Below are 21,100 nucleotides of genomic sequence, written 5' to 3'. Positions count from 1 at the left end.
TTTGGGTATGCGCATTCGCACCCTGATTGGTGGACTGGTGCTGTTGCTGATGGCAACCGACCTTCATGCCGCCAGCGATGTGCAGAGCGTGCGTCTGTGGCGTGCGCCGGACAACACCCGCCTGGTGTTCGATCTATCCGGCCCGGTCGAACACAAGATATTTACCCTTACCGCGCCCGATCGGCTGGTCATCGACGTGACCGGCGCGACGCTCAAGGCTGAGCTCGACAAGCTTCCGTTGAAGAACACGCCGGTCGCCTCTCTGCGCGCCGGCCAGCACGATGCCGACACACTTCGCGTGGTCGTCGATCTGCATGCGCCGGTAGCGCCGAAGAGCTTCAGTCTGGCGCCCAATCAACAATACGGTCATCGCCTGGTGGTCGACCTCTTCGATCAGGCGACAGCCGCGCGCGCCGCGACCCAACCACCAGCCACCGCTACCCCGGCGACGCCCGCCGCGCCGGTTTCCCCGACCCTGCCAGCGGTGAAGCTGCCGGCTACCGCGAGCAGCAAACGCGACATCGTGATCGCCATCGACGCCGGTCATGGTGGCGAAGACCCCGGCGCGATTGGCCCCGGCAAGATCTACGAGAAACACGTGGTGCTGCAGATTTCCAAGGAACTGCAACGGCAGATCAACGCCGACAAGGGTTTTCGAGCCGAGCTGGTACGCACCGGCGACTACTTCATCCCGCTGCGCAAACGTACCGAGATCGCGCGCAAGAAGGGCGCCGATCTGTTCGTCTCGATCCATGCCGATGCCGCGCCGCGTTCGGCGGCCTACGGTGCCTCAGTGTTCGCCCTGTCCGACCGCGGCGCCACCTCGGAAACCGCGCGCTGGCTGGCCGACAGCGAGAACCGTTCCGACCTGATTGGCGGTGCCGGCAACGTCAGCCTCGGCGACAAGGACCAGATGCTTGCAGGTGTGCTGCTGGATCTGTCGATGACCGCCTCGTTGTCATCGAGCCTGAATGTCGGGCAGAAAGTATTGAGCAACATGGGGCGCATCACCCCGCTGCACAAGCGGCGGGTCGAGCAGGCGGGCTTCATGGTGCTGAAGTCGCCGGATATTCCGTCGATTCTGGTGGAGACCGGCTTCATCTCGAACCCGTCCGAGGCCAAGAAGCTGCAGACGGCGAGCCACCAGCAGTCGCTGGCGCGCTCGATCCACAGTGGCGTAAGGCAGTTCTTTCATGAGAATCCGCCGCCTGGAACCTATGTGGCCTGGTTGCGGGATTCCGGCAAGATCGCCAGTGCGCCGCGCGAGCACATCGTACGTTCCGGCGAGAGCCTGGCATTGCTCGCCCAGCGCTATCAGGTAAGCCTGACTTCCCTGCGCAGCGCCAACAATCTGCGCAATGATGTGATCAAGATCGGCCAGACGCTGAACATTCCCGCCACCACGCTGGCCTCGCAGCCATGAGCGAGGTGCCGCGCATCCAGCTGCTAAGTCCGCGGCTGGCGAACCAGATTGCCGCCGGCGAGGTGGTGGAGCGCCCGGCCTCGGTGATCAAGGAGCTGCTGGAAAACAGTCTGGATTCGGGCGCGCGCCGCATCGATGTGGACATCGAGCAGGGCGGGGTCAAGCTGCTGCGAGTGCGCGACGACGGCTGCGGCATTCCGCCGGACGATCTGCCGCTGGCCCTGGCGCGTCACGCCACCAGCAAGATTCGTGATCTGGAAGACCTCGAACGGGTCATGAGTCTGGGTTTTCGGGGCGAAGCGCTGGCTTCGATCAGTTCCGTCTCGCGTCTGACCATGACTTCACGCACCGCCGATGCCAGCGAGGCCTGGCAGGTGGAGACCGAGGGGCGTGAAATGGAAGCGCGGGTGCAGCCCGCGGCGCATCCAGTGGGCACCTCGGTGGAGGTGCGCGATCTGTTCTTCAACACGCCGGCGCGACGCAAGTTTCTGCGCACCGAGAAGACCGAATTCGATCACCTTCAGGAAGTCATCAAGCGCCTGGCGCTGGCGCGTTTCGACGTGGCCTTCCATCTGCGCCACAACGGCAAGGTCGTGCTGGCGCTGCACCAGGCCGAAGACGATGCGGCGCGCGCGCGTCGTGTCGCTTCGGTATGCGGGCCGGCGTTCCTCGAGCAGGCGCTGCCCATCGAGATCGAGCGTAACGGCTTGCGACTGTGGGGCTGGGTCGGGCTGCCGACCTTCTCGCGCAGTCAGGCGGATCTGCAGTATTTCTACGTCAACGGGCGCATGGTTCGCGACAAGCTGGTGGCCCATGCGGTACGCCAGGTCTATCGCGATGTGCTGTTCAATGGCCGGCACCCGACGTTTGTGCTGTTCCTCGATGTCGACCCGGCGGTGGTGGACGTCAACGTGCACCCGACCAAGCATGAAGTGCGCTTCCGCGACAGCCGCATGGTGCATGACTTCCTTTACGGCACGCTGCATCGCGCGCTGGGGGATGTGCGGCCGGAAGATCAGCTCGCGGCACCGGCCAGCGTCACGCCGATGACGCAGGTTTCCGGACTGGCCGCTGGCGAGTTCGCCGGGCAGAACGAAATGAGTCTGGCGGCCAGCGTGCTTGAGCGGCCCCAGGGTGATACGTCGTCCTGGCGCGGCGCAGGGGCCGGTTATCAGGCGCCACGGCCAGCTTCGGCCGGCTATACCGCCGAAGCTCAGGGTGCTTATCGCGAGTTCTTCACGCCGTTGCCCGAAAGCGGTCCCGCGGCACTGCCGGCGAGTCAGGATGACGTGCCGCCGCTGGGGTATGCGCTGGCGCAGCTCAAGGGCGTCTACATCCTCGCCGAAAATGCCCAGGGCATGGTGTTGGTTGACATGCACGCCGCTCACGAACGCATCACCTATGAGCGACTGAAAACCGCCATGGCCAGCGAAGGCTTGCGCGGGCAGCCATTGCTGGTGCCTGAGTCGATTGCGCTGAGTCAGCGTGAAGCCGACTGCGCCGAAGAGCACGGGCAATGGTTTCAGATGCTGGGTTTCGAGCTGCAACGACTGGGGCCGGAAACCTTGGCGATTCGACAGATCCCGTCGCTGCTCAAGCAGGCCGAAGCGACCCGGCTGGTCCGCGACGTGTTGGCCGATCTGCTTGAGTACGGCACCAGTGACCGTATTCAGGCCCATCTGAACGAGCTGCTGGCGACCATGGCGTGTCATGGCGCAGTGCGCGCCAACCGGCGGCTGACGGTGCCGGAGATGAACGCCTTGCTGCGCGATATGGAACATACCGAGCGCAGCGGGCAGTGCAATCATGGGCGTCCGACCTGGACGCAGCTCGGCATGGACGAACTGGACAAGCTGTTCCTGCGCGGTCGCTGAGCAGCCTTGGCGGCGAGCCGTGCTTGCAGCCGACCGCCTGCCGCCGGAAACTATGCGGCCAAGACCGTCGAGCTTCCTGATGTCCGCTCTCCCTCCTGCTATCTTCCTCATGGGCCCCACTGCGTCGGGCAAGACCGATCTTGCGTTGGAACTGGCGCGCTTGCTGCCCTGCGAGCTGATCAGTGTCGATTCGGCGCTGGTCTATCGCGGCATGGATATCGGCACGGCGAAGCCGTCGGCTGAGGTGTTGGCCGAGTTTCCCCATCGTCTGGTGGACATCCTCGACCCGGCCGAGAGCTACTCGGCTGCAGAGTTCAGCGCAGATGCCCTGGCGGCCATGGCCGAGATCAGCGCGGCTGGCCGAATTCCTCTGCTGGTTGGCGGCACCATGTTGTATTTCAAGGCGTTGCAGGAAGGACTCGCCGATATGCCGGCAGCTGACCCTTTGCTACGTGCCGAGCTCGAGGCGCTGGCCGCGACGCAAGGGTTGCAGGTGCTGCACGATCAGCTGGCCCAGGTGGATCCGGAGTCGGCAGCGCGCATTCATCCTAACGATCCGCAGCGGCTGGTACGCGCACTAGAGGTATATCGCGTCAGCGGCTTGACCATGAGCGAGCACCGCGCCCGACAAAGGTCGCAAAAAGCCGTCGCAGACGCTCCAGGCTCAGGAGTCTTGCCTTATACTGTCGCGCAACTGTGCATCGCCCCCGCACAACGCCACATCCTGCATGAACGCATCGAGAGACGTTTCCTGCACATGGTTGAACAGGGCTTTGTCGAAGAGGTCGAAGCCCTGAGGAATCGGGGTGATCTGCACCTTGGCATGCCGTCGATTCGAGCGGTTGGTTATCGTCAGGTCTGGGAATATCTGGACGGATCATCGACCCGAGAGCAAATGGTGGAGCGCGGCATCATCGCAACCCGGCAACTGGCCAAACGGCAGTTCACCTGGTTGCGAAGCTGGGGGGAGATGCACTGGCTGGACAGTTTGTCCCGCGACAATCTGCCGCGCGCATTGAAATACCTGCAATCGCTCTCCATATTGAGCTGACACTGCGAATTGACCGTCTATTCTCAGACAAGTGGATCGTCGGTTGTACTTTTAGAACACTAATGAAAACAGATCCTCTAAGGAGTGCGGCACATGTCAAAAGGGCATTCGCTACAAGACCCTTACCTCAACACACTGCGTAAGGAACGCGTCCCGGTTTCCATCTATCTGGTCAACGGCATCAAGCTGCAGGGCCAGATCGAATCCTTCGACCAGTTCGTCATTCTTCTGAAAAACACCGTCAGCCAGATGGTCTACAAGCACGCCATCTCCACTGTCGTTCCGGGCCGCCCTGTGCGCCTGCCGACCGCTGGTGATGCCGAGCAATCCGAGTCGAGCAACGACTGAGGTAGGTTTCTTTGTTCTTCGAACGTCCCGGTGGTGGTGAGCGGGCTATCCTGGTGCACCTGGACGGCCAGGACCCCGCGGCGCGCGAGGACCCTCAGGAATTCCAGGAGCTGGCGCGCTCGGCAGGCGCCGAGGCGGTTGGCTTCGTCAATGTCGCCCGGCATCAGCCGTCCGCCAAGTTCCTGATCGGCAGTGGCAAGGTCGAGGAGCTGCATGACCTCGTCAAGGATGGCGAGGCCGAGTTGGTGATCTTCAATCACACCCTGACGCCTAGCCAGGAGCGCAACCTCGAGCGAGCGCTCGAATGTCGCGTGCTGGATCGTACCGGTCTGATTCTGGATATCTTCGCTCAGCGCGCACGCACCCATGAAGGCAAGCTACAGGTCGAACTGGCCCAGCTTGAGCACATGAGTACGCGCCTGGTTCGCGGCTGGACTCACCTTGAGCGACAGAAGGGCGGTATCGGTCTGCGTGGCCCGGGTGAAACCCAGCTGGAAACCGACCGCCGCTTGCTGCGTGTGCGCATCCGGCAAATCAAGCAGCGTCTGGAAAAGGTCCGCGGTCAGCGCGAGCAGGCCCGTCGCGGGCGTCGTCGTGCCGATATACCCTCCGTGTCGCTGGTTGGTTACACCAACGCCGGCAAGTCCACCTTGTTCAATGCGCTGACCGAGTCGGATGTGTACGCGGCCAATCAGCTGTTCGCCACGCTCGATCCGACGTTGCGGCGGCTTGAGCTGGATGATGTCGGGCCGGTGGTGCTGGCCGACACCGTGGGTTTCATCCGTCATCTGCCACACAAGTTGGTGGAGTCCTTCAGGGCTACGCTGGAAGAGTCCAGCAACGCCGATCTTCTCTTGCATGTCATCGATGCGCACGAGCCAGAGCGTGATCAGCAGATCGAGCAGGTGCTGGCGGTGCTCGGTGAGATCGGCGCCAACGAGTTGCCGATGCTCGAGGTCTACAACAAGGTTGACCTGATGGAGGGCATCGAGCCGCAGATTCAGCGCGACGCCGATGGCAAGCCGCAGCGTGTCTGGGTGTCCGCTCGTGATGGATTGGGGCTGGATCTGGTGCGCCAGGCCATTGCCGAGCTGTTGGGCAACGATCTGTTTGTCGGGACGCTGTGCCTGCCACAGCGGCTCGGGCGGCTGCGGGCGCAGTTCTTCGAGCTCAGCGCGGTGCAGCGGGAAACGCATGATGACGAGGGTGGCAGCCTGCTGGAAGTTCGCTTGCCAAGAATCGAATTGAATCGCTTGATCAGTCGCGAAGGGTTGCGGGTGGATGAGTTCATCGAGCAACACACTTTGCAATAAAGCCTCTAGTGGCAATTTTGCCGGTAGTTCGGGGCTTTCTGTAGCATTGGCGGGCGCGCCGTGGGCGCGCCTTTAGCTTTATTTGAATGGAGAGCGCTATGGCTTGGAATGAGCCGGGTGGCAACTCGAACAACCAGGATCCCTGGGGCAGTGGTGGCGGTGGCCGTCGCGGTGGTGGCGGTGGCGACCAGAAAGGCCCGCCGGACCTCGATGAGGCTTTCCGCAAGCTGCAGGACAGCCTGAACGGCATGTTCGGTGGCAAGAAGCGTGGCGGCGGCAGCAATTTCGGTGGCAGCGGCAAGCGCGGCGGCTTCGGTCTGGTTTGGATTGCCCTGGTCGTGCTGCTGGCCGTCTGGCTGTTCAATGCGATCTATATCGTCGACGAGCAGGAGCAGGCCGTCGTGCTGCGCTTCGGCAAGTATCACGAGACGGTCGGGCCGGGCCTGAACATCTACTTCCCGCCGATCGATCGCAAGTTCCAGGAAAACGTCACCCGCGAGCGTTCTTACAGCAAGCAGGGGCAGATGCTCACCGAGGATGAGAACATCATCGAGGTGCCGCTCACCGTTCAGTACAAGATCAGCAATCTTCAGGCGTTCGTACTCAATGTCGATCAGCCTGAAGTAAGTCTGCAGCATGCGACCGATAGCGCCGTGCGGCATGTGGTGGGTTCGACCGCCATGGATCAGGTGCTGACTGAAGGTCGTGAAGTGATGGCTGGCGAGGTCAAGGAGCGCTTGCAGCGTTTCCTGGACAATTACGCCACAGGCATCGTCGTCACCCAGGTCAACCTGCAGAGCGCAGCTGCGCCGCGTGAGGTGCAGGAAGCGTTCGATGACGTGATTCGCGCGCGTGAAGACGAGCAGCGTGAGAAGAACCAGGCTGAGTCGTACGCCAATGGCGTGATTCCCGAAGCCCGCGGTCAGGCCCAGCGCATGCTGGAAGAAGCCAGTGGTTACCGCGACGCGGTGATTTCCCGCGCTCAGGGTGAGGCGGATCGCTTCAGCAAGCTGGTCGCCGAATATCGCAAGGCGCCGGAAGTGACGCGCGAGCGCCTGTATCTGGAAACCATGCAGGAAGTCATGAGCAATACCAGCAAGGTCATGGTGAGTGGTGACAGCGGGCAGAACCTGCTCTATCTGCCGCTGGACAAGATGATTAACAGTCGTGGTGCGAGCACGCCTGCTCCGGCCGGAGTTGCGTCGGGCGCGGCTACCCAGGGCACCCGTCTGCCGCCGGAGTTGGATCCGCGTGAAGTTCGTACGAGGGAGAGCCGCTGATGAGCAATAAATCCCTTACCGCCCTGATCGTGGGCGTTGTGGCGGCAATCGTTCTGTGGAACAGCTTCTACATCGTCTCGCAGACCGAGCGTGCAGTCCTGCTGCGCTTCGGTCGCATCGTCGAGCCTGATGTGAAGCCTGGCTTGCACATGAAGATTCCGTACGTGAACTCGGTGCGCAAATTCGATGCGCGACTGCTGACGCTGGATACCACGACTTCCCGCTTCCTGACCCTGGAAAAGAAAGCGCTGATGGTCGACTCCTACGCCAAGTGGCGTGTGGATGATGCCGAGCGCTTCTACACCGCGACCTCGGGGATGAAGCAGATTGCCGACGAGCGCCTGGCTCGCCGTCTGGAGGCGGCGTTGCGTGACCAGTTCGGTAAGCGCACGTTGCACGAGTCCGTGTCCGGTCAGCGTGACGAGCTGATGGCTCAGGTCACAACCAGTCTGAACCGCGCCGCTCAACAGGAGCTGGGCATCGAAGTGGTCGATGTGCGCGTCAAGGGCATTGATCTGCCGCGGGAAGTCAATCGCAGCGTGTTCGAGCGGATGAGCTCTGAGCGTGAGCGTGAGGCTCGTGAGCATCGCGCCAAAGGTAAAGAGCTAGCCGAAGGTATCCGTGCCGACGCCGATCGTCAGCGCCGTGTCCTGCTGGCCGAGGCGTTCCGCGAGGCTGAGGAGTTGCGCGGTGATGGCGATGCTCAGGCTGCTGCCATCTATGCCGCGGCGTATGGTCAGGATCAGGAGTTCTATGCCTTCCATCGCAGTCTGCAGGCTTATCGCGAGAGCTTCTCCAGCAAGGAAGACGTGTTGGTGCTCGATCCGAAGAGCGATTTCTTCCGTTATCTGGAAAAGAGCAACTAGTTGATGGCGAGATGAAGGTTCCCCGGCGGTACGGCCGTGCCGTCGGGTGACCGTTAGAGAAAAGATTGCTATGATCCGCCAGCCGGGAAAATCCCGGCTTTTTTGCGTCTGTGCCCTTGAGGTCGCAGGCTATCCCAGGCATGCAGCGGTCATGCCGATCCCTTCACAGGGCATGGCTCGGATGCCATGGTTCGAATACAACTGCACGCGACCGAAGGCCGGCTAAGGCTGCTGCCGCGGTTTTCGTCTGGGCTTACCGGAACGAGAGGTGATTTCGCGAATGGCAACGGTAGACCGCTGGCTTTTGCCAGATGGCATCGAAGAGGTGCTGCCGCCGGAGGCGGCGCGTATCGAAACGGCGCGTCGGCGCGTGCTGGACCTGTTCCAGTGCTGGGGCTACGAGCTGGTCATCACCCCGCACGTGGAGTTTCTCGAGTCGTTGCTCACCGGTTCCGGGCAGGATCTGGATCTGCGTACGTTCAAGGTCATCGACCCGCTTTCCGGTCGCCAGATGGGGCTGCGGGCTGATATCACGCCACAAGTGGCCCGGGTCGACGCGCATACCCTGCGTCGCGAAGGTCCCAGTCGCCTGTGCTATGCCGGTAGTGTGTTGCATGCCAAGCCGCAGGCGCTTTCCACCTCGCGCAGCCCTATCCAGTTGGGGGCTGAGCTGTATGGCGATGCGTCTGCTGCCAGTGATATCGAGGTCATCAGTCTGATGCTGGAAATGCTCGAGCTTGCCGAGGTGCCGGATGTGCATATGGATCTCGGGCATGTGGGCATCTATCGCGGTCTGGCCAAGGCTGCCGGGCTGAGCGGCGAAGCCGAGCAGCGGTTGTTCGATGCGCTGCAGCGCAAGGCGATGGACGAGATTGCCGAGCAGACTGCTGCGCTCGATTCGGCATTGGCCGGCATGCTGCGCGCGCTGGCGCGGTTGTGCGGTGGGCGGGAAGTGCTCGATCAGGCGCGTATGGTGCTGGCGGCTGCGCCCGCCGAGGTGCAAGCCGCGCTGGAAACGCTGACGGCCATTGCCGATCAACTGGCGGCGCGTTATCCGGATGTGCCGCTGTATTTCGATTTGGGCGAGTTGCGTGGCTATCACTACCATACTGGAGTGGTGTTCGCGGTGTTCGTACCCGGCGTCGGTCAGTCGATCGCGCAGGGTGGTCGTTATGACGACATTGGTGCCGACTTCGGTCGCGCACGCCCGGCGACGGGTTTCTCCACCGACCTGAAGACGCTGGTCAGTCTGGGCAGTGCTGATCTTTCCGCGCCTGTGTCGGGCGTTTGGGCGCCGCAAGACGGCGAACCGGGTCTGTGGGATGCGGTCCGTCAGCTGCGGCGTCAGGGCGAGCGCGTGGTGCAAGCCCTTGATGGGCAGTCGCGAGCCGATGCTGCGCAGCTCGGCTGCGACCGGCAATTGCAATTGAAGGATGGTGTCTGGACGGTGGCTTCGCTGGCGTCCTGATGGCTGTGGCGCCGCGCTGCGGCGCTGGCCTGGTTTCGATTATCGCCGGTTGCGACCGGCATGCTTCGCCGAAGAGGACAGAGGGTTATGGGTAAGAACGTCGTGGTCCTGGGCACCCAGTGGGGTGATGAGGGCAAGGGCAAGATCGTCGATCTGCTGACCGATCAGGCGGCTGCGGTCGTGCGTTACCAGGGCGGCCACAATGCCGGACATACCCTGGTCATCGACGGTGAGAAGACCGTGCTGCACCTGATTCCGTCCGGCATCCTGCGTGACAATGTGCAGTGTCTGATCGGCAATGGCGTGGTGGTCGCTCCCGATGCGCTGCTGCGTGAGATCACCAAGCTGGAAGAAAAGGGCGTGCCGGTACGCGAGCGCCTGCGCATCAGTCCGTCCTGCACGCTGATCCTGCCGTACCACGTGGCGCTGGATCAGGCGCGTGAGGCTTCGCGCTCGGAAGGCAAGATCGGCACGACGGGTCGTGGCATTGGTCCGGCTTACGAGGACAAGGTTGCGCGTCGCGGCCTGCGCATTGCTGACCTGTTCAACCCGGAGCGCTTCGCGGTCAAGCTGCGCGAGCTGCTGGAATACCACAACTTCGTGCTGCAGAACTTCTACAAGGTCGAGCCGGTTGATTTCCAGAAGACCCTAGATGAGGCGCTCGGCTACGCGGAAATCCTCAAGCCGTTGATCACCGATGTCACCGCCCGCCTGCACGAGCTGCGCAAGCAGGGCTCCTGCATCATGTTCGAGGGCGCGCAGGGCTCGCTGCTGGACATCGACCATGGCACCTATCCCTACGTCACCAGCTCCAGCACCACTGCCGGCGGCACTGCCACCGGTTCGGGCTTCGGTCCGCTGTATCTGGATTACATTCTCGGTATCACCAAGGCATACACCACGCGCGTGGGTTCCGGTCCGTTCCCGACCGAGCTGTTCGATGATATCGGTGCTCGCCTGGCCGAGCGCGGTCACGAGTTCGGTTCCACTACCGGTCGTGCGCGGCGCTGCGGCTGGTTCGATGCCGTGATCCTGCGTCGCGCCATCGAGATCAACAGTATATCCGGCATCTGCCTGACCAAGCTCGACGTGCTCGATGGTCTGGAAACCATCCGCATATGTGTCGGTTACAAGGATCGTAACGGCGATGTTCTGGTTGACGCGCCGACCGATGCGGACAGCTATGACGGCCTGCAGCCGGTATACGAAGAGATGCCGGGCTGGAGCGAGTCGACTGTTGGTGCGAAGACCCTTGATGAGCTGCCCGCCAATGCGCGCGCGTACATCAAGCGTCTCGAGGAGCTGGTCGAGGCGCCGGTGGATATCATCTCCACCGGCCCGGATCGCAACGAAACCATTGTGCTGCGCCACCCTTACGCCTGATCTAGGCTGCAGGTACAAAAAGACCGCCTTCGGGCGGTCTTCTTTTGTCTGGCGTGGCCGGCTATCGGAAGGGGCAGTTCAATCAGTTGCTCGCCGAAACGAAAAAACCGAGCCAGAGGCTCGGTTTTTTCTTGAAGAGTGGTGCCCAGGAGAAGACTCGAACTTCCACGGTGTTGCCACCGCTAGGACCTGAACCTAGTGCGTCTACCAATTCCGCCACCTGGGCACATTGCGATGATCGCTCACCGGCTTTTTGCCATTTCACCGATCAGATCGGCCGAAGTCGGCTTCTTCGTCTTGCATGAGACTCGCCATGTCGCAGCGGGTTTCATTTGAATAAGTGGTGCCCAGGAGAAGACTCGAACTTCCACGGTGTTGCCACCGCTAGGACCTGAACCTAGTGCGTCTACCAATTCCGCCACCTGGGCACTAGAAACGATGATACTAAGCCGTTTCCGTGTTACAACGTCTGCCAGACATTGTGGGCGCGAACTATACGGCTGAGGTTTGGCCTTGTAAACCCCTGATGGCGAAAAATAATTCGCGTGAAAGCTGCCGTCCGGGAGCGATTCGCGCTTCAATAGAAGAAGGGCGTTCTGGCCCTATAAATGAATGAAAGGTGACATCTCTTAATGGCCGATTGGCAATCCCTCGATCCCGAGGCCGCTCGTGAAGCGGAAAAGTACGACAACCCCATTCCCAGTCGCGAGCTGATTCTCCAGCATCTCGGTGAGCGCGGCTCCCCGGCGGCCCGCGAAGAGCTGGTTGAAGAGTTCGGACTGGTGTCCGAAGAAGATATCGAAGCGCTGCGTCGCCGCCTGCGAGCGATGGAGCGCGATGGTCAGCTAATCTACACCCGGCGCGGCACCTATGCCCCGGTGGACAAGCTGGACCTGGTCTGCGGTCGCGTCAGTGGGCACCGCGACGGCTTCGGCTTTCTCATCCCGGATGACGGCAGCGATGACCTGTTTCTCAGCCCCGCGCAGATGCGCCTGGTGTTCGACGGCGACCGCTGTCTGGCGCGCGTTGCCGGGCTTGATCGGCGTGGGCGTCGTGAGGGCGCGATCGTTGAAGTGATCAGTCGGGCGCACGAAAGCATCGTTGGTCGCTACCACATTGAGAGCGACGTCGGTTTTGTCATTCCTGACAACCCGAAAATCCAGCAGGAAGTGCTGGTGACGCCGGGCCGCGCGCTCGACGCCAAACCGGGGCAGTTTGTCGAGGTCAAGATCACTCACTGGCCGACCCAGCGCTTCCAGCCGCAAGGCGACATCGTCGAGGTGATCGGCAACTACATGGCGCCGGGCATGGAAATCGACGTGGCGCTACGCAGCTTCGATATCCCGCATGTCTGGCCGGAAGCAGTGTTGAAGGAAGCGTCCCGGCTGAAGCCCGAGGTCGAGGAAAAGGACAAGCACAAGCGCGTCGATCTGCGCCATCTACCGTTCGTGACCATCGATGGTGAAGACGCGCGCGACTTCGACGATGCGGTCTATTGCGAGAAGCCTGGCGGCTGGAAGCTCCTGACAGGAGGTTTCCGCTTGTATGTCGCCATTGCCGACGTGTCGCACTACGTCAAGGTCGACTCGGCGCTCGACAAGGAGGCCGTGGTTCGCGGCAACTCGGTGTACTTCCCTGAGCGGGTGGTGCCGATGCTGCCTGAGCAGCTTTCCAACGGGCTCTGTTCGCTGAATCCGCAGGTCGATCGCCTGGCCATGGTCTGCGAGATCACGCTGAGCAAGTCGGGAAAGATGACCGACTACCAGTTCTACGAGGCGGTGATTCATTCGCATGCGCGACTGACCTACAACAAGGTCAGCGCGATGCTGGAGCAGCCCAAGTCAGCCGAAGGCAAGCGGCTGAGCGGGGAGTACGCCGAAGTGTTGCCGCATCTCAAGCAGCTCTATTCGCTCTACAAGGTGCTGCTCAAGGCGCGTCATACCCGCGGCGCGATCGATTTCGAGACCCAGGAAACGCGTATCGTCTTCGGTGCCGATCGAAAGATCGCCGAGATCAAGCCGACCGAGCGCAACGATGCGCACAAGCTGATCGAGGAGTGCATGCTCTGCGCCAACGTCGCCACGGCGGCATTCCTGCAGAAGCATGAGATCCCAGCGCTTTATCGTGTCCACGATGCGCCGCCGCTGGAGCGTCAGGAAAAGCTGCGCGCCTTTCTCGGTGAACTGGGTCTCTCGTTGCACAAGGGCAAGGAAGGTCCGACGCCGAAGGATTACCAGGCGCTGCTGGAGCAGATTCAGGGGCGCCCGGATTTCCATGTGATCCAGACGGTCATGCTGCGCTCGCTGAGTCAGGCCGTATACAGCGCCGAGAACAATGGTCACTTTGGCCTGAACTACGAGGCTTACGCCCACTTCACTTCGCCAATCAGGCGTTATCCCGATCTGCTGGTGCATCGCGCCATTCGCAGTGTCATCCGCTCCCGTCGAGACACGCCTCATGTGCGCCGCGAAGGCGCCACCAGCATGCCCAAGGCGCGAATCTATCCGTACGACGAAGCCGCGCTGGAACAGCTGGGCGAGCAATGCTCGATGACCGAGCGACGCGCCGACGAAGCTACCCGCGACGTCACTAACTGGCTTAAGTGCGAGTTCATGAAGGATCGTGTCGGCGAGGCCTTCCCTGGTGTGATTACTGCGGTGACTGGCTTCGGCCTGTTCGTCGAGCTGACAGACATCTACGTAGAAGGGCTGGTGCATGTCACTGCCATGCCGGGTGACTACTACCACTTCGATCCGTTGCACCACCGGTTGTCCGGTGAGCGCAGTGGGCGCAGTTTCCGTCTCGGCGACAGCGTCGAGGTGCGCGTCATGCGCGTCGATCTGGATGAGCGCAAGATCGATTTCGAGCTGATCGGTGGTGGTACCAAGTCTGCTCCGGGGCAGCGTGACGGTGCGAGCCGTGGACGCGAGCCGGGCAATGCCGATGTGCGCAAGAGTCGAGAGCTGAAGAAGGCATTGCTCGCCGAGGCGAAGGGCGGCAGGAAGGGCAAGAGCGAGAAGGCGGCGGGCGGGAGCAAGTCGCGATCAGGCTCGGCCAAGCCGAAATCTGCAGCCAAGTCAGGTGACAAACCCACCGGCTCGAGTGGCGGTGCCAGAAAGCGCAAGGCCAAGTCATGAGTCAGCTGGAAAAGATCTACGGCCTGCACGCTGTCGAGGCATTGCTGCGCCATCATCCCAAGCGCGTCAAGCAGGTATGGCTGGCAGAGGGGCGCGGCGATCCGCGCGCCCAGATGGTGATCGAGCTGGCTGCTCAGGCACGTGTGAGTGTCGGGCAGTGTGAGCGGCGGGAGATGGATGCCTGGGTCGAAGGCGTGCATCAGGGTGTGGTCGCCGAGGTGAGCCCCAGTCAGGTTTGGGGTGAGGCCATGCTCGAGGAATTGCTCGATCGCGCCGATGGTCCGCCGCTGCTGTTGGTGCTGGATGGTGTGACGGATCCGCACAACCTCGGTGCCTGTCTGCGCACCGCGGACGCGGCCGGTGCGCTCGCCGTGATCGTGCCGAAAGACAAATCGGCCACTCTCAATGCCACCGTGCGCAAGGTTGCCTGCGGTGCGGCGGAAGTGATTCCGCTGGTTGCCGTGACCAACCTTGCGCGTACGCTGGAGAAGCTGCAGCAGCGTGGATTATGGGTCGTGGGGACGGCGGGCGAAGCCGAGCAATCACTCTACGATCAGGATCTCACCGGGCCCATCGTGCTTATCATGGGCGCCGAGGGTCGCGGTATGCGGCGCCTGACGCGTGAACACTGTGATTATCTGGTGCGCCTGCCCATGGCCGGCAGCGTCAGCAGTCTGAACGTTTCTGTGGCGACCGGCGTATGCCTGTTCGAGGCGCTGCGTCAGCGCAAGAGCGCCAAGGTCGCTGGCTGAGCGCCTGACCTGCTGATCTGAAACCGATTGACCTTTTTGCGGTCAATCGGTGTCCAGGCCCGTCCGCGGATAGCGGTTTCTCGTCATATTTTGCTTGAGGGCTCCGGGTGCTGCCGGAGCCTTGCTGGGTTAGTTACGCGGCGTCAGGCTCGTACCATGGAGGTTGTATGCAACAGCGCCCGTCTTTCGAAAGTCTGTTCCGCCTATCCCCGAATGCTTATGTCCTGCTTGATCGTGACCTGGTCATTCTGGATGCGAATGCCGCTTACCTGACGCTTACCGGGCGAAAACTGACGGATATCCAGGGTCAGCGCCTTCATGAGGCCTTCGCTGCCGACCCGCTCAGTCCCGAGATGACCCGAGTGCAAGAGTTGCTCGATTCGTTTGCGCGGGTGCTCAGCCGCAAGGCAGTCGATACGTTGCCGGTGATTCGTTACTCCATCGCGCGACAAACGCCGCTTGGCCCGGTTTACGAGGATCGTTACTGGAGCGCCACGCACACGCCAATCCTGGATGAGCAGGGAGAGGTCGTTGCGATTCTGCAGCACACCTCGGACATTACCGAGCTGCAGGCAATGAAAGACTCGTTGAGTCAGGCGGCAGCCGGTCGGCAGCCCTTGCAGCAGTTGGAGCAAGGCGTAATGTCCCGTGCCAGGCTGCTGCAGTCCGAAGGCGAGCAGCTGCGCCGTCTGTTCGCGCAGGCGCCTGGGTTCGTCTGCTTTCTGCGCGGCCCTGATCATGTATATGAACTGGTCAATGATGCCTATCGGCAGGTCACCGGGCACCGTCAGCTGCTTGGCAAGACGGTTCGCGAGGGATTGCCCGAGATCGAGGGGCAGGCCCTCATCGGTCTGCTCGACGAGGTCTATCGCACCGGTCAGCCGTATGTCGGCAAACGTGTATCGCTGTTCCTGAGACGGCATCCGGACAAGGAGCCACAAGAGGCGATTCTGGATTTCGTTTTGCAGCCGATCGTCGAGAACGACGGCGGGGTCATTGGCATCTTCGTTCAAGGGCAGGATGTGACCGAGCAGCAGCGCAACGAGGCGGAGCTGCAGCGTTATCGCGATCACCTGGAAGAGCTGGTCCGTGAGCGAACCCTGGCGCTGCAGCAAAGTGAGGCCGAGCGACAGGTGGCCGAACAGGCCCTGCAGCAGGCTCAGCGGTTGGAGGCAGTGGGCAAGCTGACTGGTGGCATCGCGCACGACTTCAACAACATGCTGCAGATCATCGGAGGCAACCTGCAGCTGCTGCGGCGTGGTCTCGGTAGCGATCAGACTGCAGCGCGACGGTTGGACTCGGCCGTCAGCGGGGTCGAGAAGGGTGCGCGTCTGGCGTCGCAGCTGCTGGCTTTCGCCAGCCGCCAACCATTGTTGCCGCGCCAGGTGCACTTGCCGGAGCTGCTTGAGCAGATGCACGAGCTGCTAAATGGGGCGTTGGGTTCGGCGGTACAGCTGGAGCTGGAGGTGCTGGGCGAGCCATGGCCGGTGTTCGCCGATGTCGGCAATCTGCAGAGCGTAGTGTTGAACCTCGCTTCCAACGCGCGCGATGCGATGGCGGGTAGCGGACGTGTGGTGCTGCGTCTGGAGAATCGCCAGCTGGGCGAGGATGCGCCTGGCAACTCGCGTGGCGATTACGTCCTGCTCAGTGTCATCGACGAGGGCGGCGGCATGAGTGACGACGTGCGCGCAAGGGCATTCGAACCCTTCTTCACCACCAAGCAGGACAGCAATGCCTCCGGTCTCGGCTTGAGCATGGTTTATGGATTCGTCAAGCAGAGCGGTGGCTTCGTTACGCTGGAGAGCGGCGAGCGCGGTGGTACCGCCGTGCATGTGCATTTGCCGCGCTGCGTCGATGACGGGCAGCGGCAGGGCGCGGGAGGTGAACTCTCGGCAGGTCCGGCCAAAGCGGTGGCGGGCGACCCGCAGCCTGACGATGTCGTGGAAAACCCCGCGGCCGATGATGCCAGTCTGAAGATTCTCTTCGTCGAGGATGACCCGACCCTGCGCATGCTTACCGGTGAAGTGATGATGGAGCTAGGGCATCAGGTCGTCGCAAGCGAGACAGCGGAAGAGGCCCTGGAGGCGCTGGGGCAGCAGCCTTTCGACGTGCTGCTGACGGATGTCGGCCTAGCCGGGATGAGCGGAATCGATCTGGCGCGTGAAGCTAGTGCGCGTCACCCGAGGTTATCGCTGGTGATCGCCTCGGGCTATGCGGTCAATGCTTCGGATGTGGGTCTCGATCGGTTGCGTACCATGCTGAAGCCGTACGATATCCACCAGGTTCGCGAGCTGCTCGATGGTATTCGCGCCGAGCGTGCGGCGCTGCGCAACTGAATGTCTAAAGCTGGTTAAATATTCACCAGTTCGCCTTGCGCCGCTGTCAGCCCTTCTCTAGAATGGCGCCCCTTGCCTGGACGGCAGGCGTTTGCGCGCCTACCTGCAAGCAAGACAATAAGTCATTCACTCCTTGCCTGACCGCTTAGTCGGCAGGCTGCAACCCGTAAGGAGCAATTATGCGTCATTACGAAATCATCTTTCTGGTTCACCCGGACCAGAGCGAGCAGGTCGGCGGCATGGTGGAGCGTTACACCAAGCTGATCGAAGAAGACGGTGGCAAGATTCACCGCCTGGAAGACTGGGGCCGTCGTCAGCTGGCTTACGCCATCAACAACGTGCACAAGGCTCACTATGTGATGCTGAACGTCGAGTGCAGTGGCAAGGCCCTGGCCGAGCTGGAAGACAACTTCCGCTACAACGACGCCGTCATCCGTAACCTGATCATTCGTCGCGACGAAGCCGAGACCGAACAGTCTGAAATGCTCAAGGCCGAGGAAAACCGTAGCGAGCGCCGCGAGCGTCGTGATCGCCCTGACAACACTGACGGCTCCAACGAGAGCGACAGTGACAGCGATAACAACGCTGACGAGTAATCCACGGATCTATTGAGGAGCCTATTTCATGGCACGTTTTTTCCGTCGTCGTAAGTTCTGCCGTTTCACCGCCGAAGGCGTGAAAGAGATCGACTACAAAGATCTCAACACCCTGAAGGCCTATATCTCCGAGACCGGCAAGATCGTTCCTAGCCGTATCACCGGAACCAAGGCACGTTATCAGCGTCAGCTGGCTACCGCTATCAAGCGCGCCCGCTACCTGGCCCTGCTGCCCTACACCGACAGCCACGGCCGTTGATCCGGCTGGTCGACAGAAGTAAAGGATAAATCGCATGCGTGCCCTGGCTGAGTTCATCATGCGCGGCCGTATGCAAGCCATCTTCGTGGTGGCGGGTGCTGCAGCGTTGCCCATGTTGTTCTGGCTGAGTGCAGCCGCGGGCAGCCTGGTGTTGTTGCGCCGTGGCCTCAACGATGCGTTGGGTGTGCTGGTCTGGGCGGTATTGCCGGCACTGGCCTGGTGGTACTTCGGCGATCCGCGAACCCTGCTGGTATTGCTGGGCTCGCTGGGGCTGGCGTTACTGCTGCGCAGTCAGGCTTCGTGGGTGCGGGTGATGTTGTGCAGTGTGGGCCTTGGACTGCTGTATGTCTGGGCTCTCGGTGCGGTGTTCGGCGAGCCCATTGCGGCGCTGGCCAGCGAACTGCAGAAAGTGTTGCCTGACGCATTGTCAGGCGCCTATCAGCAGCTTTCGGTGGAGGAGCGCGGACGCTTGGAGTCCTTGTTGGCACCGGTACTGACCGGCCTTCTGGCTGCACTGCTGCAGGTCGTCACCCTGCTTAGCCTAATGCTTGGTCGTTACTGGCAGGCAGCGTTGTACAACCCGGGCGGTTTCGGCAGTGAGTTTCGTACGCTGCGGTTCCCGCCACTGCTGGCGGTGCTGCTGCTGGTCGGCATGCTGCTTGGACCGAACCTGGGTGCGCAGCTGGCGGTTTTGACGCCGTTGTGCAGTGTACCGCTGGTGTTTGCCGGTATCGCGCTAATGCACGGGCTGGTGGCTCAGGGGCGTCTGCCGCGATTCTGGCTGGTGGGGCTGTACGTCACGCTGGTGCTGTTCATGCAGTTGATTTATCCGTTACTGGCCGTTTTGGCCATTGTCGACAGTCTGTTTGATTTTCGTGGTCGCGCAGCCGGTAAGAATGGCGCGGGACCTGCGAACGGTGAAGGTTAAAAGTTAAGAGGTAAGACTCAAATGGAAGTCATCCTGCTGGAAAAAGTCGCAAACCTGGGCAACCTGGGCGACAAGGTAAACGTCAAGTCTGGTTACGGTCGCAACTACCTGCTGCCGCAGCGCAAGGCTACTGCTGCTACCGCAGCCAACATCGCCGAGTTCGAAGCTCGTCGTGCTGACCTGGAAAAAGCTGCTGCCGAGCGTAAGGCTTCTGCCGAAACTCGCGCCGCTCAGCTGGCCGAACTGGAAGTCACCATCACCGCTACCGCGGGCGATGAGGGCAAGCTGTTCGGTTCCATCGGCACTCACGACATCGCCGACGCACTGACCGCCTCTGGCGTTGAAGTAGCGAAGAGCGAAGTCCGTCTGCCGAACGGCACCATCCGTCAGGTTGGTGAGTACGACGTAGCTGTGCACCTGCACACCGACGTCGAAGCGACCGTCAAGCTGATCGTCGTAGCCGGCTAAGCCATCGTCTGGCACCGCTGGTGCCTGACGAGTAACATCGGGCACGTTTCCACGCGAGTGGAACGTGCCCTTTGTTTTTTTGTAGTTTCGAATTCCGAGTGCCATGAACGACATCAGTGTCCCCCAGCAATACGATCTGGAAACCGCAGCGCTCAAGGTACCGCCGCACTCCATCGAGGCAGAGCAGGCGGTACTTGGCGGCCTGATGCTGGACAACAATGCCTGGGAGCGCGTGCTCGACCAGGTATCCGATGGCGATTTCTATCGCCACGATCATCGCCTCATCTTCCGCGCCATCTTCACCCTGGCCGAGCGCAACTCGCCGTTCGACGTGGTCACCCTGTCCGAGCAACTGGACAAGGAAGGGCACCTGCCGCAGGTCGGCGGCCTGGCCTATCTCGGTGAGCTGGCGAAGAACACGCCTTCGGTGGCGAACATCAAGGCCTACGCGCAGATCATTCGCGAGCGCGCCACATTGCGCCAGCTGATCGGCATCAGCAACGAGATCGCCGACAGCGCCTACGCGCCACAGGGGCGTACCGGCGAAGAAATTCTCGACGAAGCCGAGCGCCTGATCTTCCAGATCGCCGAAGCGCGGCCCAAGACCGGCGGACCGATCGGCATCAACGACATCCTGGTCAAAGCCATCGATCGTATCGACACCCTCTTCAATGCGGGTGAGGCGATCACCGGCCTGTCCACCGGCTTTACCGATCTCGACGAAGCCACCAACGGACTGCAACCGGCTGACCTGATCATCGTTGCCGGTCGTCCGTCCATGGGTAAGACAACATTCGCCATGAACCTTGTCGAGAATGCCGTGCTGCGCACCGACAAGGCGGTACTGGTGTTTTCCCTGGAAATGCCCGCGGACTCCATCGTCATTCGTATGCTCGCTTCGCTCGGCCGCATCGACCAGACCAAGGTCCGCGCGGGTAAGCTTGAGGACGACGACTGGCCGCGGCTGACCTCCGCGGTGAATCTGCTCAACGACCGTAAGCTGTTCATCGACGATACCGCCGGCATCAGCCCGTCGGAGATGCGTGCGCGGACGCGGCGCCTGGCCCGTGAGCACGGCGAGATCGCCATGATCATGGTCGACTACCTGCAGCTGATGCAGATCCCAGGCTCGAGCGGCGACAACCGGACCAACGAGATTTCCGAGATTTCGCGCTCGCTCAAGGGCCTCGCCAAGGAATTCAACTGTCCGGTGATCGCCCTGTCGCAGCTCAACCGCTCGCTCGAACAGCGCCCCAACAAGCGCCCGGTGAACTCCGACTTGCGTGAATCGGGGGCAATCGAGCAGGACGCCGACATCATCATGTTCGTCTACCGGGACGAGGTCTATCACCCCGAAACCGAGTACAAGGGCGTCGCCGAAATTATCATCGGCAAGCAGCGTAACGGCCCGATCGGCACAACGCGTCTGGCGTTCCTCGGCCGCTATTCACGCTTCGAGAACCTGGCACCGGGCAGCTACCAGTTCGACGACGAATAAGCGTAGCTGCTGTGGCGTTTTTGACGGCGGGCTGTATGTTGTTGCCGCCCGACTCAGCCGAACGCCAGCCTGCGCGGCCCGGTCCACAGGAGTAAGATTTCGCCCACCCGCTGTTGTACA

General features: G+C 61.7%; 17 protein-coding genes and 2 tRNA genes. 17 read left to right on the top strand and 2 right to left on the bottom strand.

The genetic code is table 11. The annotated features are described in order from the left end of the window. Window positions 1-7 precede the first annotated feature (7 nt). From BM275_RS17055 to BM275_RS17015, 9 genes are all read left to right on the top strand, one after another. Window positions 8-1,423 carry an N-acetylmuramoyl-L-alanine amidase gene (locus BM275_RS17055; protein ID WP_041016075.1) on the top strand — a complete coding sequence of 472 codons (1,416 nt, stop codon included), beginning with the start codon at window positions 8-10 and terminating at the stop codon, window positions 1,421-1,423. Then, the gene (mutL, locus tag BM275_RS17050; RefSeq protein ID WP_090522474.1) at window positions 1,420-3,297 is read left to right on the top strand and encodes a DNA mismatch repair endonuclease MutL; all 1,878 of its coding nucleotides are present in this window, start codon (window positions 1,420-1,422) and stop codon (window positions 3,295-3,297) included. Before BM275_RS17055 ends, mutL begins: the two co-directional genes overlap by 4 nt. A 79-nt stretch (window positions 3,298-3,376) precedes the next feature. Next, window positions 3,377-4,348, top strand: coding sequence for a tRNA (adenosine(37)-N6)-dimethylallyltransferase MiaA (miaA, locus tag BM275_RS17045; RefSeq protein ID WP_090522472.1), 972 nt, complete (start codon window positions 3,377-3,379; stop codon window positions 4,346-4,348). A gap of 93 nt (window positions 4,349-4,441) precedes the next feature. Beyond that, on the top strand, window positions 4,442-4,696 hold the full coding sequence (gene hfq, locus BM275_RS17040) for an RNA chaperone Hfq (protein WP_003298547.1): 255 nt from the start codon (window positions 4,442-4,444) through the stop codon (window positions 4,694-4,696). 11 nt (window positions 4,697-4,707) lie between these two features. Next, complete coding sequence (hflX, locus tag BM275_RS17035) at window positions 4,708-6,009, top strand: ribosome rescue GTPase HflX (protein ID WP_090522470.1); 1,302 nt, start codon at window positions 4,708-4,710, stop codon at window positions 6,007-6,009. A 98-nt stretch (window positions 6,010-6,107) separates the two neighbouring features. Continuing rightward, a complete protein-coding gene (gene hflK, locus BM275_RS17030) occupies window positions 6,108-7,289 on the top strand; it encodes an FtsH protease activity modulator HflK (protein WP_014819046.1) in 1,182 nt (393 codons plus the stop codon). Beyond that, a complete protein-coding gene (gene hflC / locus BM275_RS17025; RefSeq protein WP_003298550.1) occupies window positions 7,289-8,155 on the top strand; it encodes a protease modulator HflC in 867 nt (288 codons plus the stop codon). The genes hflK and hflC overlap by 1 nt, the downstream gene beginning before the upstream one ends. A gap of 280 nt (window positions 8,156-8,435) precedes the next feature. Beyond that, a complete protein-coding gene (locus tag BM275_RS17020; protein ID WP_090522468.1) occupies window positions 8,436-9,623 on the top strand; it encodes an ATP phosphoribosyltransferase regulatory subunit in 1,188 nt (395 codons plus the stop codon). A gap of 87 nt (window positions 9,624-9,710) precedes the next feature. Further along, window positions 9,711-11,006: an adenylosuccinate synthase gene (locus BM275_RS17015; RefSeq protein ID WP_090522466.1), complete on the top strand. Its 1,296-nt coding sequence runs from the start codon at window positions 9,711-9,713 to the stop codon at window positions 11,004-11,006. 139 nt (window positions 11,007-11,145) lie between these two features. Here BM275_RS17015 and BM275_RS17010 read toward each other — a convergent pair. Together BM275_RS17010 and BM275_RS17005 are read right to left on the bottom strand one after the other, a co-directional pair. Beyond that, window positions 11,146-11,232 (bottom strand) — tRNA-Leu (locus BM275_RS17010). A gap of 115 nt (window positions 11,233-11,347) precedes the next feature. After that, a tRNA-Leu gene (locus BM275_RS17005) sits at window positions 11,348-11,434 on the bottom strand. 204 nt (window positions 11,435-11,638) lie between these two features. Between BM275_RS17005 and rnr the strand changes: the two genes are divergently transcribed. From rnr to dnaB, 8 genes are all read left to right on the top strand, one after another. Beyond that, window positions 11,639-14,143: a ribonuclease R gene (gene rnr, locus BM275_RS17000; RefSeq protein ID WP_042926642.1), complete on the top strand. Its 2,505-nt coding sequence runs from the start codon at window positions 11,639-11,641 to the stop codon at window positions 14,141-14,143. Further along, the gene (gene rlmB, locus BM275_RS16995; protein WP_014819050.1) at window positions 14,140-14,895 is read left to right on the top strand and encodes a 23S rRNA (guanosine(2251)-2'-O)-methyltransferase RlmB; all 756 of its coding nucleotides are present in this window, start codon (window positions 14,140-14,142) and stop codon (window positions 14,893-14,895) included. The genes rnr and rlmB overlap by 4 nt, the downstream gene beginning before the upstream one ends. 167 nt (window positions 14,896-15,062) lie before the next feature. Next, window positions 15,063-17,231: a PAS domain-containing protein gene (locus BM275_RS16990; protein ID WP_045666713.1), complete on the top strand. Its 2,169-nt coding sequence runs from the start codon at window positions 15,063-15,065 to the stop codon at window positions 17,229-17,231. Window positions 17,232-17,410: 179 nt separating this feature from the next. Next, window positions 17,411-17,827 carry a 30S ribosomal protein S6 gene (gene rpsF / locus BM275_RS16985; protein ID WP_003298557.1) on the top strand — a complete coding sequence of 139 codons (417 nt, stop codon included), beginning with the start codon at window positions 17,411-17,413 and terminating at the stop codon, window positions 17,825-17,827. Between the two features lie 28 nt (window positions 17,828-17,855). Further along, on the top strand, window positions 17,856-18,086 hold the full coding sequence (gene rpsR, locus BM275_RS16980) for a 30S ribosomal protein S18 (protein ID WP_003283112.1): 231 nt from the start codon (window positions 17,856-17,858) through the stop codon (window positions 18,084-18,086). A gap of 34 nt (window positions 18,087-18,120) precedes the next feature. Next, the gene (locus BM275_RS16975) at window positions 18,121-19,014 is read left to right on the top strand and encodes a YybS family protein (protein WP_014819052.1); all 894 of its coding nucleotides are present in this window, start codon (window positions 18,121-18,123) and stop codon (window positions 19,012-19,014) included. Between the two features lie 21 nt (window positions 19,015-19,035). After that, window positions 19,036-19,482: a 50S ribosomal protein L9 gene (gene rplI / locus BM275_RS16970; protein WP_014819053.1), complete on the top strand. Its 447-nt coding sequence runs from the start codon at window positions 19,036-19,038 to the stop codon at window positions 19,480-19,482. Window positions 19,483-19,585: 103 nt separating this feature from the next. Beyond that, window positions 19,586-20,980, top strand: a complete 1,395-nt coding sequence (gene dnaB, locus BM275_RS16965) for a replicative DNA helicase (protein ID WP_014819054.1) — start codon at window positions 19,586-19,588, stop codon at window positions 20,978-20,980. Window positions 20,981-21,100: the final 120 nt, after the last annotated feature.

The sequence above is a fragment of the Stutzerimonas kunmingensis genome (assembly GCF_900114065.1).
Classification (GTDB): Bacteria; Pseudomonadota; Gammaproteobacteria; order Pseudomonadales; family Pseudomonadaceae; genus Stutzerimonas; species Stutzerimonas kunmingensis.
The sequence above is the reverse complement of the archived record's forward strand: the minus strand, read 5'-3'. Positions and strand labels throughout refer to the sequence as shown.

What these genes read in the sequence shown, in the direction of transcription:
- BM275_RS17055 (WP_041016075.1), top strand. Translation starts at nt 8, where the DNA reads ATGCGCATTCGCACCCTGATTGGTGGACTGGTGCTGTTGCTGATGGCA.
- mutL (WP_090522474.1), top strand. Translation starts at nt 1,420, where the DNA reads ATGAGCGAGGTGCCGCGCATCCAGCTGCTAAGTCCGCGGCTGGCGAAC.
- miaA (WP_090522472.1), top strand. Translation starts at nt 3,377, where the DNA reads ATGTCCGCTCTCCCTCCTGCTATCTTCCTCATGGGCCCCACTGCGTCG.
- hfq (WP_003298547.1), top strand. Translation starts at nt 4,442, where the DNA reads ATGTCAAAAGGGCATTCGCTACAAGACCCTTACCTCAACACACTGCGT.
- hflK (WP_014819046.1), top strand. Translation starts at nt 6,108, where the DNA reads ATGGCTTGGAATGAGCCGGGTGGCAACTCGAACAACCAGGATCCCTGG.
- hflC (WP_003298550.1), top strand. Translation starts at nt 7,289, where the DNA reads ATGAGCAATAAATCCCTTACCGCCCTGATCGTGGGCGTTGTGGCGGCA.
- BM275_RS17020 (WP_090522468.1), top strand. Translation starts at nt 8,436, where the DNA reads ATGGCAACGGTAGACCGCTGGCTTTTGCCAGATGGCATCGAAGAGGTG.
- BM275_RS17015 (WP_090522466.1), top strand. Translation starts at nt 9,711, where the DNA reads ATGGGTAAGAACGTCGTGGTCCTGGGCACCCAGTGGGGTGATGAGGGC.
- rnr (WP_042926642.1), top strand. Translation starts at nt 11,639, where the DNA reads ATGGCCGATTGGCAATCCCTCGATCCCGAGGCCGCTCGTGAAGCGGAA.
- rlmB (WP_014819050.1), top strand. Translation starts at nt 14,140, where the DNA reads ATGAGTCAGCTGGAAAAGATCTACGGCCTGCACGCTGTCGAGGCATTG.
- BM275_RS16990 (WP_045666713.1), top strand. Translation starts at nt 15,063, where the DNA reads ATGCAACAGCGCCCGTCTTTCGAAAGTCTGTTCCGCCTATCCCCGAAT.
- rpsF (WP_003298557.1), top strand. Translation starts at nt 17,411, where the DNA reads ATGCGTCATTACGAAATCATCTTTCTGGTTCACCCGGACCAGAGCGAG.
- rpsR (WP_003283112.1), top strand. Translation starts at nt 17,856, where the DNA reads ATGGCACGTTTTTTCCGTCGTCGTAAGTTCTGCCGTTTCACCGCCGAA.
- BM275_RS16975 (WP_014819052.1), top strand. Translation starts at nt 18,121, where the DNA reads ATGCGTGCCCTGGCTGAGTTCATCATGCGCGGCCGTATGCAAGCCATC.
- rplI (WP_014819053.1), top strand. Translation starts at nt 19,036, where the DNA reads ATGGAAGTCATCCTGCTGGAAAAAGTCGCAAACCTGGGCAACCTGGGC.
- dnaB (WP_014819054.1), top strand. Translation starts at nt 19,586, where the DNA reads ATGAACGACATCAGTGTCCCCCAGCAATACGATCTGGAAACCGCAGCG.